Source organism: Amycolatopsis mongoliensis (genome assembly GCF_030285665.1).
Classification (GTDB): Bacteria; Actinomycetota; Actinomycetes; order Mycobacteriales; family Pseudonocardiaceae; genus Amycolatopsis; species Amycolatopsis mongoliensis.
Map to the genome: position 1 here is coordinate 9,037,919 of NZ_CP127295.1, position 16,530 is coordinate 9,054,448.

General features: G+C 69.7%; 13 protein-coding genes and 1 pseudogene. 7 read left to right on the forward strand and 7 right to left on the reverse strand.

Going from position 1 to position 16,530, the window contains the following annotated elements:
* Window positions 1-396: 396 nt before the first annotated feature.
* On the reverse strand, window positions 397-1,395 hold the full coding sequence (locus tag QRX60_RS43365) for an ABC transporter substrate-binding protein (protein ID WP_285997288.1): 999 nt from the start codon (window positions 1,393-1,395) through the stop codon (window positions 397-399).
* A 968-nt stretch (window positions 1,396-2,363) separates the two neighbouring features.
* On the opposite strand from QRX60_RS43365, the gene QRX60_RS43370 reads away from it, so the two are divergent.
* Window positions 2,364-3,110 (forward strand): GAF and ANTAR domain-containing protein, encoded by a 747-nt coding sequence (locus tag QRX60_RS43370; RefSeq protein ID WP_285997289.1) that lies wholly within the window; start codon window positions 2,364-2,366, stop codon window positions 3,108-3,110.
* Between the two features lie 281 nt (window positions 3,111-3,391).
* On the opposite strand, the gene QRX60_RS43375 is transcribed toward QRX60_RS43370, so the two are convergent.
* A complete protein-coding gene (locus QRX60_RS43375) occupies window positions 3,392-4,369 on the reverse strand; it encodes a trypsin-like serine peptidase (protein WP_285997290.1) in 978 nt (325 codons plus the stop codon).
* Window positions 4,370-4,959: 590 nt separating this feature from the next.
* Here QRX60_RS43375 and QRX60_RS43380 point away from each other — a divergent pair.
* Together QRX60_RS43380 and QRX60_RS43385 are read left to right on the forward strand one after the other, a co-directional pair.
* Complete coding sequence (locus tag QRX60_RS43380; protein WP_285997291.1) at window positions 4,960-5,835, forward strand: fumarylacetoacetate hydrolase family protein; 876 nt, start codon at window positions 4,960-4,962, stop codon at window positions 5,833-5,835.
* Between the two features lie 337 nt (window positions 5,836-6,172).
* Complete coding sequence (locus QRX60_RS43385; protein ID WP_285997292.1) at window positions 6,173-9,307, forward strand: LamG-like jellyroll fold domain-containing protein; 3,135 nt, start codon at window positions 6,173-6,175, stop codon at window positions 9,305-9,307.
* Window positions 9,308-9,406: 99 nt separating this feature from the next.
* Here the strand turns inward: QRX60_RS43385 and QRX60_RS43390 are convergent, their stop codons facing one another.
* Window positions 9,407-10,369: an SMP-30/gluconolactonase/LRE family protein gene (locus QRX60_RS43390; protein WP_285997293.1), complete on the reverse strand. Its 963-nt coding sequence runs from the start codon at window positions 10,367-10,369 to the stop codon at window positions 9,407-9,409.
* A gap of 96 nt (window positions 10,370-10,465) precedes the next feature.
* The gene (locus tag QRX60_RS43395; protein ID WP_285997294.1) at window positions 10,466-11,350 is read right to left on the reverse strand and encodes a helix-turn-helix domain-containing protein; all 885 of its coding nucleotides are present in this window, start codon (window positions 11,348-11,350) and stop codon (window positions 10,466-10,468) included.
* A 100-nt stretch (window positions 11,351-11,450) separates the two neighbouring features.
* Here QRX60_RS43395 and QRX60_RS43400 point away from each other — a divergent pair, with 100 nt between their 5' ends.
* Both QRX60_RS43400 and QRX60_RS43405 read left to right on the forward strand, forming a co-directional pair.
* Window positions 11,451-12,023, forward strand: a complete 573-nt coding sequence (locus tag QRX60_RS43400; RefSeq protein ID WP_285997295.1) for an SRPBCC family protein — start codon at window positions 11,451-11,453, stop codon at window positions 12,021-12,023.
* A 529-nt stretch (window positions 12,024-12,552) separates the two neighbouring features.
* Window positions 12,553-13,032 carry a hypothetical protein gene (locus tag QRX60_RS43405; RefSeq protein ID WP_286003886.1) on the forward strand — a complete coding sequence of 160 codons (480 nt, stop codon included), beginning with the start codon at window positions 12,553-12,555 and terminating at the stop codon, window positions 13,030-13,032.
* A gap of 126 nt (window positions 13,033-13,158) precedes the next feature.
* On the opposite strand, the pseudogene QRX60_RS43410 reads toward QRX60_RS43405, so the two are convergent.
* Window positions 13,159-13,452, reverse strand: a pseudogene (locus tag QRX60_RS43410) (MFS transporter); the annotation flags it as partial.
* Window positions 13,453-13,498: 46 nt separating this feature from the next.
* On the reverse strand, window positions 13,499-13,696 hold the full coding sequence (locus tag QRX60_RS43415) for a hypothetical protein (RefSeq protein ID WP_285997296.1): 198 nt from the start codon (window positions 13,694-13,696) through the stop codon (window positions 13,499-13,501).
* A 651-nt stretch (window positions 13,697-14,347) separates the two neighbouring features.
* Between QRX60_RS43415 and QRX60_RS43420 the strand changes: the two genes are divergently transcribed.
* Window positions 14,348-14,737 carry a hypothetical protein gene (locus QRX60_RS43420; RefSeq protein ID WP_285997297.1) on the forward strand — a complete coding sequence of 130 codons (390 nt, stop codon included), beginning with the start codon at window positions 14,348-14,350 and terminating at the stop codon, window positions 14,735-14,737.
* A gap of 152 nt (window positions 14,738-14,889) precedes the next feature.
* Complete coding sequence (locus QRX60_RS43425) at window positions 14,890-15,645, forward strand: hypothetical protein (RefSeq protein ID WP_285997298.1); 756 nt, start codon at window positions 14,890-14,892, stop codon at window positions 15,643-15,645.
* Window positions 15,646-15,847: 202 nt separating this feature from the next.
* Here QRX60_RS43425 and QRX60_RS43430 read toward each other — a convergent pair whose 3' ends face one another.
* A complete protein-coding gene (locus QRX60_RS43430; protein WP_285997299.1) occupies window positions 15,848-16,465 on the reverse strand; it encodes a TetR/AcrR family transcriptional regulator in 618 nt (205 codons plus the stop codon).
* Between the last annotated feature and the right edge of the window lie 65 nt (window positions 16,466-16,530).

Below are 16,530 nucleotides of genomic sequence, written 5' to 3' on the forward strand. Positions count from 1 at the left end.
CGCAGGCGAACCGATCACTCCATTGTGGACAAGGCCGCGGTCCGGGAAGTCAGCCTCGCCGTCTCCGCGGCCCACTTCGCCGTCCGGTCGGCCGCGGTCCCGTGACAGGTCGCGCCCGGGCGGTGCGGACTGTCGACGGGTATGGGACGCCCCGTCGCCCGGACGATGGCGGGCGGCCGCTTCCTCGGGCTCGGTCACCGGCCGGCGCGTCGGCGTTCAGCCCGATCATGTGCGCGAGCAGGTCGCGGACCGTCCGATCCGGACCGGCCGGAACCACCTCGGCCGCAGCCCCGCGACCGGCAGCATCTCGACGAGCGCGCAGGGCGGCACCGGCGGCCTGGACGACGACCTCTCAAGCGGAGGAAGCCGGCCAGGCCGCCGATCGGTTTCGTCAGATCAGCTGGTCGCCTGCGGGGCGATCATCGACGCGGCGTCGACCTTGCTCGTGATCGCGCCCATCTGGAGCATCAGGTCGGGCACCCGCTGCAGACGCCGGGCGTCCAGCTTGGCGCTGAAGCTGGGCAGGCTGAGCAGCTTGGTCGTGTCTTCGTCCATCTTCGCGTACTTCACCAGCAGCGGCTCGATCTTGGACCGGTCCCTGTTCGTTTCGCTGGTGGCCTTCTGCAGCGCGCGCTGGAAGGCCGCGAGGGTCTTCGGGTTCGCCTGCACCCACTTCGAAATCGCACCGTAGCCCGAAAGCGGGAAGTCCTGGGTGGCACCGGAGTTGACGTCGATCACCGGGATCGCGCCCGCGGTCTTGGCGGCCTGCGAGAGGAACGGCTCCGGCAGCAGGGCTGCGTCGACCTGCCCCTGCGCCAGCGCCGCCGCGGTGTTCGGGAACGGGCTCGGGACCCAGTTCACCTTGTCGATGGGGACACCGTGGTCCTTCATCAGGGACTTGGCCAGCAGGTCGCTCGCCGTGTTCTTGGCGGTCATCGCGATCCGCCTGCCCGCGAGGTCGTTGACCGTCTTCACCGGCGAGTTCGGCACCGTGACGATCGCGACGGACTTCGGGCTGACCGAGGTCGCGTCCGCGACCAGCTGGAAGTCGGCCGTACCCGTGCTCTTCGCGACGAAGAACGGCATGTAGCTGGAGATGGAGATGTCGGTTTCACCGGAGACCGCTTTCGTCAGCGCCGCCTGGCCGCTCGCGGCCATGACGGCCTCCACCTCGAGACCTTCGGCCTTGAAGTAGCCGGCGTCCTGGGCCAGCCACAGCGGAGCGGTGTCGACGGTGGGCAAGATCGCCACCTTGATCTTCGACTTCTCCAGGCTGCCCCCGCTCGCCGAGGCGTTCGAGTCGAGCGCGCTGCAGCCGGTCAGGGCTGTGGCGGCCACGACGGTCAAAGCGAGCCCGAGCGCGGCGCGGCGAGTACCAACCCGGCCACTGCTCATGGCGTTTCCAAGCAAGGCTTGCTCCTTGAAAGAGGTGAGGGTTCATGAACCGAATCCGATGGAAGTGTGACTCGATCTCCAGAGACACGCGGGCCACTGTAGAGAAGGTGACCACTCGCTCACAACGGGTGCAATCAACACCAGAGCAGGTGATCCACATCACTCTTTGGGCTTCTGGTCTAGACCCACTGCCCCACTCGTCGTAAGCGGATACCCAGCGTAGGGCCGACATCCGGAATAGGAGACGACGAAGACTTCAGAACCGAGTTCACCGGCACGAACCGGCCGTCGAGCACTCGGGACAGTTGTGACACCCGTGAGCTACCTGCACCATCGACCGACGTCATCCGCGTCGGCCCGACGCCGTTGACTGTCCGGAATGGTCGCACCCGGCTTCGCGCAGCCGGGCGACTGTCGCATTCCGCGCCAAGAGCAAACGAACCTGAGCCGGGGCAATGACGTGGGCCAGACCGAAGCCCACTGCCATCCGGCCCGTGGCAGGAGATCATCGCCTGCGGTGTGTCGTGCAACTGCAGCCGGATTCCCACTGTTCTTCTTCGGCTTTTCGGGGTCGGTCTTGTCGAAGTCCGGGCCGTGGTGCACGGCCAGGCCGACTGTGCGCCACGCCGGGGATGAGCCGGTACTCCCCCCATGTAGTAGCAGTTATCGGAGGTGAACACGTGGTCTTCTTTTCCTTGTCCGTCAACGGTGTCCGGGAAGCCGGCAACGACGGCGCCGAAGACGGCAGGGTGTCGAACGCCGGCCCGCGCGGTGCGGTGAGACCGGTGAAGGCGTCCGCATCGCGGGGCGCCCAGGGCGTATGGGCCGTGCGGGGGTGGCCCCGAAGCGGTGCGCCGGCCGAGGTGTCATCCGCGCCGGACGTGGGAACTCCGCTCGGACGACCAAGGGCCCTGCCGGACCACTCCCGGCGACGTGCCTTGTCCGGAAACCTGGCCAAGGAGCACCGCATGAACGAAAACCTCCTGGACGAGCGGGACGCCGCGCGGCGAGTGGACGACGTCACCACCGCACTGGAGCGGCTGGCCGGCACTTTCGCGGACGAAGAGGACCTGTCCGTGGTCCTGCAGAGAGTGTGCCAACAGGTCATCCACGCGGTGCCGGACGCGGAAATCGCCAGCATCACGCTGCTGCGCGAGGGCACCCCCTACACGGCGACGGCCACCGGTGACACCGCGCACCGCATCGACCAGGCCCAGTACGACGCTGGGCAGGGCCCCTGCCTCGAGGCAGCCCGGACCGGCGAGCTCCAGCGGGTCAAGGTGGCCGACACCGGGCAGCGGTGGCCCGAGTTCGCCGCGGCCGCCGGCGAGTCCGCGGTGCTCGGCTACCTGGCCGCACCGTTGTTCGTCGACCGCGAGTACCACGGCTCGCTCAACCTGTACGACACGGGCGGCCACAGCTTCGGTGCCCTCGACGCGGCGCTGCTGGAGCTGTACACCACCGCCGCCGAAGCCGCTCTGCGCAGCGCCCGCCGGCACCAGGAAGCCCGCGAGACCATGGGACAACTGTCCGCGGCGCTGACTTCTCGCGCCGTGATCGACCAGGCGAAGGGCATCCTGATGGCCCTGCACCGCATCCCGGCCGACGACGCGTTCAAGCTGCTCGTGAAGGCGTCGCAGGAGCAGAACGTGAAGCTCCGCGAGGTCGCCCACGACTTCGTCGCAGCCGCCTTGGCCGCTCAAGACCGACCATGAGCCTCCCCCTGGACCGGGCCACAGACCCGCGGTAGCCCACGACGACAGCGCCGGCTCGCTGCTGAACCGACGCCGTGGCCGAATCCTCGCCAAGCACGGACGGGGACTCAGGTCCGCGAATACCCAGCCTCGCCGTCTTTGAACACGGATCAACTCCGGATGAGCGGCACCTCGCCGGCGCGAACCGGGGAGAATCGCCGATGGCCGGCGCGCCCGCCGGAAGGTGCTTCCGGCGGGCGCTGTGGTGACGATTTCGTCGAGGGTGACCCGATGAACCGGGTCTAGAAGCCGGCCGCCTGGGCCGCGTTGAGCACCGGGACCCAGGTGTTCGACGCGGCACGCGCGTAGAACGAGTTGGTGGACCGGTCACTGCCGGAGGTGACCGCGAGCAGCTGGTTGCTGCCGTTGATCACCGGGCCGCCGCTCCACCCGCCGAAGGCGACGCAGTTGTTGGTGAACAGGTAGGTGTCGCCGTTGAAGCCGCCGGCGTCCCGGCCGTTGCCGATGCAGCGCAGCTGGTTCTGGCCGCCGTACAGCTCCTGCGGGTACCCGTGGGTGTCCCAGCCGTTGATCACGCCGGAGTTGTTCGACACCCAGCCGAGGCCGCCGACCACGTTGGTGATCTTCGACGTGCCCTGGGCGGCGATCGCCACGGTCGCCACGTCGTCTTCGTGGGTGAAGCCGTCGTTGCCGTGGTTGAAGTACGTCGTCGGGATCCAGAACGTCGCCGCGGACCACGTGCCCAGGGGGCGGCTGTTGTTGTCGTACGACGGGATGAAGATGAGGTTCTGGCTCCACACCGACTGACCGGCCCCACCCTGGAACACGCAGTGCGCCGCGGTGGCGACCACGCTCTTGCCGGTGGAGTTGATCACCGAGCCGGAGCAGACGTAGGTCAGGCCGTCGCGGGGGTTGAGGAAGAAGATCTTGCCGGTCACCCGCGTGTTGAAGTCCGACGTGTACGGCCGCGCCGCCTGCGCGTTGCCGAACTGGTCCCCGCCGGGCGTCAGCACCGGCGAAGCGTTCTCGGGTCTCGCCGCGGCCTTCGGGGCGTCCTGGGTGACCGGTCTGGCACCGCGCAGCCGCTCCGGGGTCCAGAACTTCTCGACCTGCGCCTGAGTGAACTGGCCGAGTTGCGGAGACTGCACGGCACCGTCCGGCGCCGCCGCGGACGCGAGTGGCGCGGAGACCAGCGCGGCGCCGGCCACCAGGGCCGCCGACGCCAGGACGGTCTTCAGCCGCAAAGCACGAATCCTCATGTGTCCTCCTCGAAATTCATTCTCGACACAACCGCACGGTGCTGCCGCAAAACAGCAGGACGACACCGGATGACACCGTGCACAATCAACGTCCGATCTCCCCGTGATCGGCATTTTGACAACCCCTCGGCGCAACGGAACACCGGCGCCGCGACACAGTGTTCCGATTCCCGGAAGTGGTGTCAATAGAGTTCCCCGCCCTGGAGGAACGCACCCTTCACTGGTCTTTTCGGCCTACCACCGAGCAGATCGACGTCGACGGCCGACGATTCCGCGACCGTGAGCGAGTTCGATCACCCGATTCCGGCACCAAGGCGACCGGATACCTGATATCGGTTAAAACCTTGCGCCGAATCACGAGGTCGTGATTCGCCAAATGCGCGCTCCGACCGTGCCCGGCCGTGCAATATCTCGCGCCGGGCACCTTCGCCATTAGCCGCCGCTTTGATCGAGTGCACCCGTGCTCCCCGCCGGTCCTGTCGCCCTTCCCGCGACGACTGCCTCGTCCGCGGCCGCTCCCGGCTGTTCGACACTCGTTGACCGCCACGCTCCGCACTCCGTAGGTTCGACACCGAACGAGGAGGTCCGGAATGAGCCACCTGGTGCGATTCGCCGACGGAACCGGCACCAGCCGCGTCGGCCTGCTCACCGATGAGCAGCTGCGGCCGCTCGCGGTGGCGTCGATGAGCGAGCTGCTGCGCCGACCCGTGGCGGAGATCCGCGAGCTCGCCGACGCCGCCGGGGAGCCCGTGTCCACGGCCGGAACACGCCTGCTGCCGCCGCTGGACGGCCGGATGGAGGTGTGGGCCGCCGGAGTGACCTACCTGCGGTCCGAGGAGGCCCGCCGCGAGGAGAGCGCCGACGAGGACATCTACGCGCGGGTGTACCGCGCGGAGCGGCCCGAGCTGTTCTTCAAGTCGCCCGCGTGGCGCGTGGTCACCGACGGCGAGCCGATCGCCATCCGCGCCGATTCCGCCAACAACGTGCCGGAGCCGGAACTCGGCCTGCTGCTGACCGGCACCGGGGAGATCGCCGGGTACGTGGTGGTCGACGACGTCAGCTCCCGCAGCATCGAAGGCGAGAACCCGTTGTACCTCCCGCAGGCCAAGATCTACACCGGTTCGTGCGCGGTGTCGGCGCGGGTGCGACCGGCGTGGGAGGTGCCGGACCCGCTGTCGCTCGACCTCCGCATGCGCATCCTGCGCGACGGTCACGAAGTGTTCGCCGGCGAGGCCAGCACTGCCCAGCTCAACCGCAAACCGGCCACACTGGTCGAATACCTGTGGCGGGACAACGACTTCCCCGACGGCGCCGTGCTCTCGACGGGCACGTCCGTCGTGCCGGGGCTCGATCAAGGGCTGCGGCCGGGAGACGTGGTCGAGATCGAGATCGGCGAGGTCGGATCGCTGCGCTCCCCCGTGGTGGTGGGCGCCGGCGAGGTGCGCCGGGCGCTCGCCGCGCGCTGAGGGCTCAGGGGGGACTGGCGGAAACGCGCATCGGCGTCTCCGCCGGCTGCGGCCTGGTGAGCCGTGTTCCTCCACGGTGCCGAACACCGGGCGGCGCCGCGGCGGCGCTCGTACAGACGTTGATCAGCACGTCGACTGTGGTGAAGACCAGGTCGAGACCCGCGAGGCGCACCTCACCCGCCTGACCACCGCGGTGGGGCAGCTACCCATGGTTCACCGAGGAGCCTCGGCAGTTGGCCCTCAAGATACCGCCATTCGGCGGTAGATAGTCGTCCGACTTGTCTGCTTCGATTCCCCAGAGCGTTTTACAACGTTGTAAAAGTGAAAGGTCTCGCCGATGAGAAGAGCCGCTTCCGTCCTCGTCGCCCTGCTGGTGGCGCTGGGCGTGGCGTCCGGCACGCCGCCCGCAGGCGCCGCCGAGCCCGTGCACGGCTTGAAGGCCGAGTACTTCACGCCGTCGGCGCCGGACGCGCACGACTTCGCCAACCTGGCCGGCACCGCCCTCGACTCGGAGGTCAACCATCCGGACCTGACCTCGGTCTTCGGACTGATCGCCGGGCGCACGGAGCACACGACCGCGCGGTGGACCGGGCAGATCGCCGTGCCGCAGACCGGCGACTACACGTTCTACGCCATCGGCGACAACGGGTTCCGGCTGTTCATCGACGGCGCACCGGTGATCGACCACTGGGTCGGGGACTGGGACACCGAGCAGACCAGCGCCCCGATCACGCTGAACGCCGGCAAGCAGTACGACTTCAAGCTGGAAATGTTCCAGGACACCGGCGGCGCCAACATGTTCCTGCGCTGGTCGAGTGCGGCCATCGCGAAGCAGATCGTGCCGCTGTCGGCGTTCACGCCGCCGGCCGGCTACAACGTCGTGCCGCGCTCGGCGGAGGTGTCCCAGGACGGTCGCACGCTCACGACCGGCTTCGACGGCCGCGTCTCGGGTACGAGCGACTTGAAGGACCACCTGCGGATCGAGGTCGACGCGACGCCGATGCCGGTCTCGTCCATCACGACGAGCCGCGACCGGGCGACGATCCGGCTGGCCGAGCGGGTCCTGAAGGGCCAGCGGGTCACCCTCTACTACGACGGCGCGGGCGCGCTCGCGGTGAACGGCACGAAGGTCGGCAAGACCGGACGCACGGTCGCGAACGTTTCGACGGAACGGCTCCGGACGCCGTGGGGCGAGAACGTCGACACGCGCCACCCGCTGCCGGAGTACCCGCGGCCGCAGCTCGAGCGCGACAAGTGGGTCAACCTCAACGGCCCGTGGGAGTTCTCGGCCGCCAAGGAAGGCCAGCAGCCCACGTTCGGCAAGAGGCTGCCCGAGAAGGTGATCGTGCCCTACCCGATCGAGTCGCAGCTCTCCGGGCTCGAACGGCACGAGGACCACATGTTCTACCGCCGCACGGTCACCGTCCCGCGCGACTGGAAGATCGGCAGCGGGCAGCGCCTCAAGCTCAACTTCGGCGCGGTCGACTACCAGGCCAAGGTCTGGGTGAACGGCAAGCCCGTCGCCGAGCACACCGGCGGTTACACGGCGTTCAGCGCCGACATCACCGACGCTCTCAAGCGCGGCGACGAGCAGGAGATCGTCGTCGCCGTCACCGACACGACCGGCCCGTACCAGCCCAAGGGCAAGCAGTCCCCCAACCCCGGCGGCATCTTCTACACCCCGTCGTCGGGCATCTGGCAGACCGTGTGGCTGGAGCCGGTGGCGGACCGGGGCATCGACGAGATCAAGACGACTCCCGACCTCACCACCAGCTCGCTGGCGCTGAACGTCAAGTCCGCGGGCAACGCCACCGTCACGGCGGTTGCCAAGGACACGCGTGGCCGGCAGGTCGGCACGGTCACCGGACCGGCGAACGCGAACCTGAAGCTGCCGGTGCCGAACCCGCACCTGTGGACGCCGGACGACCCGTACCTGTACCAGCTGGAGATCAAGCTGGGCGGCGACAAGGTCAAGAGCTACTTCGGCATGCGGTCCACCGGCATCACCACCGTCAACGGCACGCCCAAGCTGACCCTCAACGGCAAGCCGTTCTTCTCCCTGATGCAACTGGACCAGGGCTTCTACCCGGACGGCCTGAACACCGCGCCGAGCGACGACGCCCTCGTCTTCGACCTGAAGGCCCAGAAGGATCTCGGGTTCAACGCCGTCCGCAAGCACATCAAGGTCGAGCCGGCCCGCTGGTACTACCACGCGGACCAGCTGGGACTGCTGGTCTGGCAGGACTTCGTGTCCCTCGACGACGGCAACAACCCCGCGGCGCAGCAGGCGTGGCTCAGCCAGGGCCTGGAAGAGATGCACCAGCTGCAGAACTACCCGTCCGTCTACGCCTGGATCGTGTTCAACGAGGGCTGGGGCGAGTGGGACAAGACGGCCACCGGCCGGATCACCGACCAGGTCAAGGCCGCCGACCCGAGCCGGATCGTCAACGCCCACAGCGGGGTGAACTGCTGCGCCTCCAAGGGCGACTCGGGCCGCGGCGACGTCATCGACCACCACGACTACAACAACACCGACCCGGCCAGCTCGGACGGCAGGCGCGTCGCGATGGACGGTGAGCACGGCGGCTTCACGCTGCGCACGCCGGGTCACCAGTGGCCGGGTGCGCCGATCGCGATCTACAGCGGCGTGGCGGACAAGGCGGCGCTGACGGCGAAGTACGTCGACAACACGCGCACGTTCTACCTCGGGCAGGCCAGGGCCGAGCTGTCCGCCTCGGTCTACACGCAGGTCACCGACCTGGAAGGCGAGCTCAACGGGCTCTGGACCTACGACCGCAAGCGCATCAAGGTCGACGCGGGTCCCGTCCGCGAGATCAACCGGCGCGTGATCGAGGCTGGTGCCAACGCGGGCAAGCCCTACCCCTACGCGGGCAAGGGCGAGTGGAACCTCGACGAGCGCGGGGGAACGACCGCGAAGGACTCGAGCGGCGGCAACAACCCGCTGACGCTCACCCCGACCGGGGTGACGTTCAAGGACGGCGCGTTGCAGTTCACCGGTGGCTCCGCCGACACCTACGGCCCGGTCGTCGACACGACCGGTGACTACACCGTGTCCGCGAAGGTGCGGCTCGACCAGCTGCCCGGCAACTACGCGACCGCGGTGAGCCAGGACGGCAGAGAGCGGGAAAGCCCCTTCTATCTGCAGTACGGGCAGGGCGCGTTCGCGTTCAGCACGCCCGGCGGCAACCGGGCCCGGTACGAGGTCGTGCCGGAGATCGGCCGCTGGTACGAGCTGACGGGTGTGCGGGCCGGCAACGAGATCCGGCTCTACGTGGACGGCGTGAAGGTCGCGACGGCCCCGGCCGGACCGGCGCTCACCGGCACCGGCGCGTTCACGGTCGGACGGGCCAAGTACGACGGCCGCAACGTCGACTTCTGGAGCGGCGCGGTCGACGACGTCCACGTGGTCGGCAAGGCGTTGACGGACACGGAGGTCACCCAGCTGTCCTGATGCCCGCCCGTGCCAGGACCGGCACATCGGCGGCGCGGGTGCCGCGCTGCACATCGCGCGGCACCCGCGTCTGCACGGCGACGAGGCTGGGTGACGTCGTCAGCAGCCGAGGTGAGCGACGACGAGGTTCGGGTCCCGCGCGGTCACGTACGCGGCGCTGAACACGTAGACGGTGCTGCCGCGCACAGCCACCGAGGTGGGGTTCTGCAGACCGTCGGCCGGGGTGAGCACGATCGTGTGGCTCCCGTCAGGCCGCACGAGGGCCACCTCGCTGGGCCCGTTGAGCGCGGCGAGCAGTTCGTCCCCGCGGCCGGTGAACGCGAAGTCGTCGACGCCCGTCAGCCCGGTGGCGACCGTCCGCACCGCACCGGCGCTGCCGTCCCGCCGGATCGGGATGCGCAGCACGGTGCCACGGTCGAGGTTCGTGACCCACACCGCACCACCGCGGAGCTTCAGGCCGTTGGCGCCGAGGAAGCCCGCGGCCGCCAGTTCGGGAGCGGTCGACCAGGCGGCCGGGGTGCCGCCGGCCGAAGACACCCGCCAGACGGTGCCGAGCACGGAGTCCGTGACGTACAGGGTGCCGGTGTCCTGGTCGAGGGCCAGGCCGTTGGGCAGGCCCCCGGCCGGGAGCGCGGCGATCCGCTGGGGCCGGCCGCCGGGCCGCAGCCGCCACACGCCGGTGAGATCGGCCGTGCCGGTGGCGTAGAGGAAGTACAGGGTGCCGTCCCCTGCCCGGGTGATCCCGACGGTGAGCGGGAAACCGAGCACCGGCGTGTGGACTCCCCCGTCGGCGGGCTCGGGCAGGGTGGCCAGGACGCGGACGGCGCCGCTCGGGGAGACTTCGGCGATCTGGCGCCCCGCCGCGAACGTGACGTCTGCGGCGTCTCCGGGCGTCAAGGCGACGTTCTCCGGCGTTTGCCCCGCGACCAGGTCGAAGTGGGCGGCGATCCGGGCGTCGTGCAGCGGGGCGGAGACCGCGGAAGCGGGCGTGGCGGCCAGCGCGACGCTCGCGGCGGTGAGAACGGACGCCGAAGCGGCGTACCAGGGAAGCTTCTTGGACATGGTTCCTTCACTTGTTTTCGAGCGCGCGTCAGCGACACACCGGCGCGCGCGGGGTGTGGTGGGTTCAGCCGGGCCGGAAGGCCCGGGAGCGTGGGATCAGACCGGCCGGTTCGACGGGGACGCCGGGACGGTGTCGTGATCGACCGCCTGGCCGAGCAGCGTCAGTGCGGCCCGGGCGGGCGAGTCCGGCTCCGTCGTCGCGACGACGACGGCGGGACCCGGTCCGCTGCTCAGCGTCTGTTGCAGGACCGTGAGGGACCCGACGAGCGGGTGCCGCATCTCGTACGGGGCGACCGCGCAGGCCTTGACCCGGTGATCTGCCCACATCCCGGCGAACTCGGCGCTCTTGGCGCTGAGCTCCCCCACCAGAGCGTGCAGCCCCGCGTCGTCCGGGTACTCCCCCGCCACCAGCCGCAGGTTCCCGACCACCGCCCGGGCTTTGCTCGCCCAGTCGGCGTAGAGCTCCCGGGTGTGGCAGTCGAGGAACACGAGCCGGGCCATGTTCGGGCGTTCGGCGGGCCGCGCCGGGGCAGTGAAGTCCAGGTGCCCGGCGAACAGCGCGTGTCCCATCCGGTTCCAGGCCAGCACGTCACTGCGCCGGCCGAGCACGATCGCGGGTACCCCCGTCAGGGCGTCCAGCAGCTGGCCGGCCGCCTCGGTCACCCGCTCCGGCGCCGGACGCCGGCTCCGGGGACGGCGCCGATCGGCCCGGGCCAGATCGTGCAGGTGCCGCCGCTCCGACTCGTCCAGCCGCAACGCCCCGGCGATCGCCTCGAGGACCTCGGCCGAGGCGCTGAGGGATTGTCCCTGCTCCAACCGGGTGTAGTACGAGGCACTCACCCCGGCGAGCAAGGCCAGCTCTTCACGGCGGAGGCCCGGCACGCGCCGGCGCTCGCCGTAGGTCGGCATCCCGACGTCTTCAGGACGCACCTGTGCTCGCCGCGCCTGGAGGAAGGCCCCGAGCTGCGTCTTTCCGGTCATGGCTCCAGTATCGATCGCATCGCCGCCGTCAGCCTGCCCCAGCTGGGGATAGGCAACGGCGGGGCTGGATACCGAGCGCCCGCGAAGGTGGGCTGACACCGTGAACATCACCGATGACCCCGGCACCTCGGCGACGATCGACGTGACCGGATTCGCCTTCACCAGGAGCGCGTGGGTCGACGCCGCACCCGCGCACGTCTACGAGCTGATCAGCGACGTCTCCGCGATCGGCCGCTGGAGCCCGACGGCGAGCAGCGTCTCCTACGACGACGGCGCCGGCCCTCGGGCGGGCGCGTGGTTCAGCGGCGCCAACCGCAGGGACGGCCGGGAATGGACGACGCGATCCCAAGTGGAGCGGGCCGACCCGGGCACCGCGTTCACCTTCGTCGTCGGCGGCACCGAAACCGGCATCGTCCGCTGGAGCTGGGAGTTCCGTCCCCAAGGACGAGGAAGCCTGGTCCGGCAGTCCTGGCAGCTGCTGCGCTTCGACCCGGTGCTGGGACGGACCCGGGCCGACGTGGACGCTCTGCGCCAGTACATGGCCGGCAGCGTCGAAACCACGCTCGCCGCGCTCGCTCAGTGGATCGCCGAGCACCACCGCGAGCCCGGCTGCTTTCCGCGCGGCTCTCGAGCCGAGGGGAAGAACGCCGCCGACCTTGATCCCGAAAGCTGACGACACCACGGGTTCCTGTGCACCGGTCCGCCGGCAAGGTGGCGGACCGGTGCGGGCGGACGGCGGGCGAGTCGCCGCTGACTGTCCACTTGCGACACCAAGGCGTCGGGCGATCCCCTGCGGGTTGGCGATGAGCATGCGCCGGCCTTGCTCCGGCGTGTTCGTGGCGGCGCCCCGCGTGTCGGCCCGCTGCCCGTCGGGAGCTACTCCCCCGCCACAGCTTCAACTGCTGCGCGTGCGAGGACACCGCCGCGGGCGAGCGGTTGGTGGAACGGCCAGGCGCCAGCCCGGGCACGAAAGCGCCCTGACCGAGGTCGCCGCGGCATGCCGGGACCTCGCAGCTGCCTGGTCGCCGACGTCGTTCCGGGCCTGAATATGTTGTTATACACAACCCCTTGCAGCCGGCCGAAAAAGTCGCCCCCGACTTGCTGCGGTGAGCAACCCCCGGGTGCGGCCGTACGTCTTACCAGGAAAGAAAATGATCGATCTGGACAGGGGGAAGGACATGGCATTCACCAAGGTTTCTCGCATGCTCGTCGTCGGCGGAACCCTAGTAGCCGGACTGTCCGTCGCGGGCACGGCCGACGCGGCGACGAGCAGGGTGTTCGGGCCGGACGGTTACGGCCCCATCCACCTGGGGATGAGCCTGGACGATGCGTTGGCCACGGGGAAGATCCTCGACGGCGTGAACACCGAGGGATGCGGCTCGTACCACTGGATCTACGGCGGCGACAGTGACTACGTGACCATCTCGCACGACTACGGCGTCAAGCAGGTTCCCGCGCCCGCGGGCACCCACACCAGGGAAGGCGCCGCCCGGGGGACGTCGACGGGCAAGCTGTTCCGGCTCTACCCCACCGGTGACCTGGAGGAGCGCAACGGCGTTGTCGTGTTCGAGACGTCGGTTCCGCAGGATGACACGAACAACTACACGTTCCTGATCCAGGACGGCAAGGTCGCCTACTTCGGCGTCAGCTCGGTCGACCAGACCGGCTGCGAGGCGGGCTGACAAGCACGCCGGCGCGACGGTCACCATCGCCCGTCGCGCCGGCCATGCTGGTCGACTCGTCATCTTCGCCCCGTACCGGCCCAGCACCCCGGCTCGCCGGTCCGCCGGTACCGCGGTCTGGATCAGCGACAGGATCTGCGGCGCGACCAAGCCACTGCCGGCGCCTTGCACCAGCCGGGTGACCACGAGCGTTCCGACGTCCGGCGCGGTCGCCGCGCCCGGCGACGCCGGCGTGAACACGACCGTCCCGGCGACGAACACCCGCCGGTAGCCGAACCGGTCGCCGAGCCGGGCCGCGGTGATCAGCGCGCAAGCGCAGGTCAGCGTGTAGCCGACCAGCGCGAGCTGCTCCGCGCCCGAACCGGTGGCCGGGTCGTGGCGGATGCGCGGGACCGCCAGCTGCATCACGGTGACGCTCATCAGCTGGACGAACGTCCCCGACAGCAGCACAGCCTGCCGGCGGGCCTCATGCCTGCTTCGCGATCCGGCCGAGTAGTTCGGCGAGCTCGGCGGGGCGGGTCGGGAACGGCGAGTGGCCGCCCGGCAGGGAATGCACCGCGAACGAGCTGTCCGGGGTCAGGCGGTCCGCTTCGGCGATCATCAGGTCCTGCGTGGCCGGCGGCAGCGCCCGGTCGTCGGTCAGCCGGACGTAGCTGTGTGGCACCCTTCCCCACCGCGCGGCGGACGCCGGCGGCGGCCAGGATCGCGGCGAACTGAGCGGGGATGCCCGCGGCGAGCAAATCGGCTGCCTGCTCGTCCGCACTGGCGTGCATCACCCGGACCGGCCGTCCGGGTCACGGCGGTGATGATCACCGCTGCCTCCAGCGCCTGCGGGCCGGTGAGCAGGAAGTCACGCTGATCACCGAGGCGAAGTCCACATCGGACAGTGCACGGCGGCGGTCGCCGCGATGTCCCGCGCGTCGATCCGCCCGATCCGGCCGTGCCCGAACACCTCGTCACCTGGGCGGACCTTCGGTCGACGCGCTCACCTGGGCGAACTGGTGGCGGACCTGGTTCTGGAACACGGTGCGGGTTGCGCCGATCGGGTGATTGCCGCGAGTTCCATCAACCCGCGATCGCGGTCGGCCGTGTCGGCTTCGCAATGCAGCAGGCGAGGACCAAGGAGCGGCGAGTGAAGAAGCAGCTGTGGCCGTGATGATGGCCGGCTTTGGTGTCCTCGGTCCGAGCCAGTCGTAGGTACCGCAGCACGGCCGAGGTCGTGGCCGCTTTGAACACTCGATGCACCAAGTTACCCACCGAAGTTCACCACTGCGGCAGAGGAGAGGTCATGACAATACGGTCTGGTAAACGCACTGTGGCGCTGGCCGGGATAATCGTCGCAGCCACCTCGGCACTCGCCGGCCCGGCTGCTGCCGGCACCACTGACACCGAGGTCGTCTGCTACGCGAACGCATTGTGCAACCGCACCACGGGCGGTGGCACCAAGGTCGCCACGGTCTACGCGTGGCGGCAGCTCAGCGAGACCGGGGCGACCGGATTCTTCGAGATCTTCGGCCCCAACGGGTACAAACAGACCGGCCCCACCGATCAGGAGGTCGACCGCACCTTCACCGTGAACCGCACTTTCCCGAACGGCTCACTGATCTGCGTGTCGTTCTGGAAGAAGAACGCCAACGGCTCCTTCACCAAGTTCAAGGGCGTGAACGGCAACGCCTGCACCTCGATCCCCATCTTCGGCGCTTGAGGCCGCGACCAGGTCGCTGTGCCGGTTGAGGGGACATTCGAGGCACACCCCCTTGCCGGGGTCCTGACTTTTCGGTGAGCACCGAACTCGGCATCCCGGAGGCCGACGACGTGAAGTAGGCTCCCATCGGCAACGTCGAGGGGGGGACTTCGATGTCGAGATTCGTCAGACCCGTGCTGTGGACTTTCGGGGCGCTCGCCGCCGGTGGGCTCGCGTTCTGCCTGCTCTTGGCGCTGAACATCCCCTATCGGAGCACCGCTGCGCCGGAAACCCCATCGGCCACCACGTCGGCGACGGACCAGCCACCCGTGCCGGCTCCTCCCCCGGCGGACACGGCCGCGTGGGTCACCGACATCCGGCCGGGTCCGGACGACCACAGTGCGGTGCTGCACGTCGACCTGTCCGCTTGTGCAGTCGAACCGCACACACAGGTGACCGAGGACGCCGACCGGATCGACGCCAGCGTCCTGTTCCAAGCCGAGGAGGGGCCGGGCTGCGACCAGGTCCCGACCGACTTCCCGATGAAGACTGCGGCGCCGATCGGGAAGCGGCCGGTGATCGTCAACGCCGGGGACGCCTGGCGGCTGCTGGCCGGCGGCTGGAAGCACTGCGACAAGATCCTCGGTTGCGAGCCGCCCGCCGACCACTGCGACCGAGCGTGGGTCGCGCAGGCGGAGTTCAGCGCGGAGGCCGAGCACCCGGGCACGACCCGGGCGTGCGACCAGAACTGGCTGATCCACGACCTGCAGCGGCACAGCGGCCAGGCCGCGTACCGCGTCGCTTACCGCTGGGCGGGCAACGGCTGGACGAGCTTCGCGTCGGCGAAGGGCGGCGGCTGCGGCGAAATCCTGGCCGTCGAACCGGCCTTCCCCACCTCCCTCTGCCAGAACCTCCCCCCTTCGTCGTAGGGACCCTGGCCCGTTTCGTGGCCGGATCCCCTCGTCGTCGCCTCATCGGCATGACCGGACGTGAGCGAGCGATCAGCGGCCTGACAGGACGTTCGGAGGGCGTCGCGGTAGGTCAGCGTGCGCGTCGCGGCGACGAGCGCGATCCGGCCGGGGTGGCGCCGCGCGGTGGTCCGGAGGATGCCGACGGGCCGGCACCGCGGAACTACGACGTCGGCGCCTGTGCCGGCCCGAGTGTCCGGCGCCAGTAGCCGGTGACGCTGCGGCGCACCTGCTCGACATCGACACCGCGAGGGTCCAGCAGCCGTTGCAAGGCGATCCCGCGCAGCTGCCCGACGACGGCGATGGCGACATCGTCCGGCTCGAGGCCGGGATCGATCACGCCGGCCGCGATACCGGCCTCGACATCGGCGCGCAGGTCGGCACGGAAAGCGGCGTCCCGCTCGCGGAAGATCGGGGCCAGGTCGGGTTGCGTGGCGGCCTCGGCCCACAACAGCAGGAATGCCTGGTTGAAGACACCGAGCCGGCCGAGTTCGCCGAGGTAGCCGTCGATCAGCCGCAGCAGGCGGTCGAGCCCGGGAGGCAGTTCGTCCAGGCCCGGCACGAACCCGGCCTGCGTGGTCCGGGCGAGCCGCTCGATCAGCGCCTGCTTGGCGCCGAAGTGGTGCGTGACGATGCCGCGGCTGTACCCGGCGCGTTCCCCGACGCGCGCCAGGGTCAGCGAGCGCACGCCCTGTTCGACGACGAGTTCGGCGGCCGCGGCGAGCAATGCGGCCTCGGCTTGGTCCCGGCGTTCCTGCTGGGTGCGACGGATGGTGGCCATGGGCTGAAGCCTACCAAACTAACTTGCGTGTTACTCAGCAAGTATGTGTACGATCGGCCCAGGGG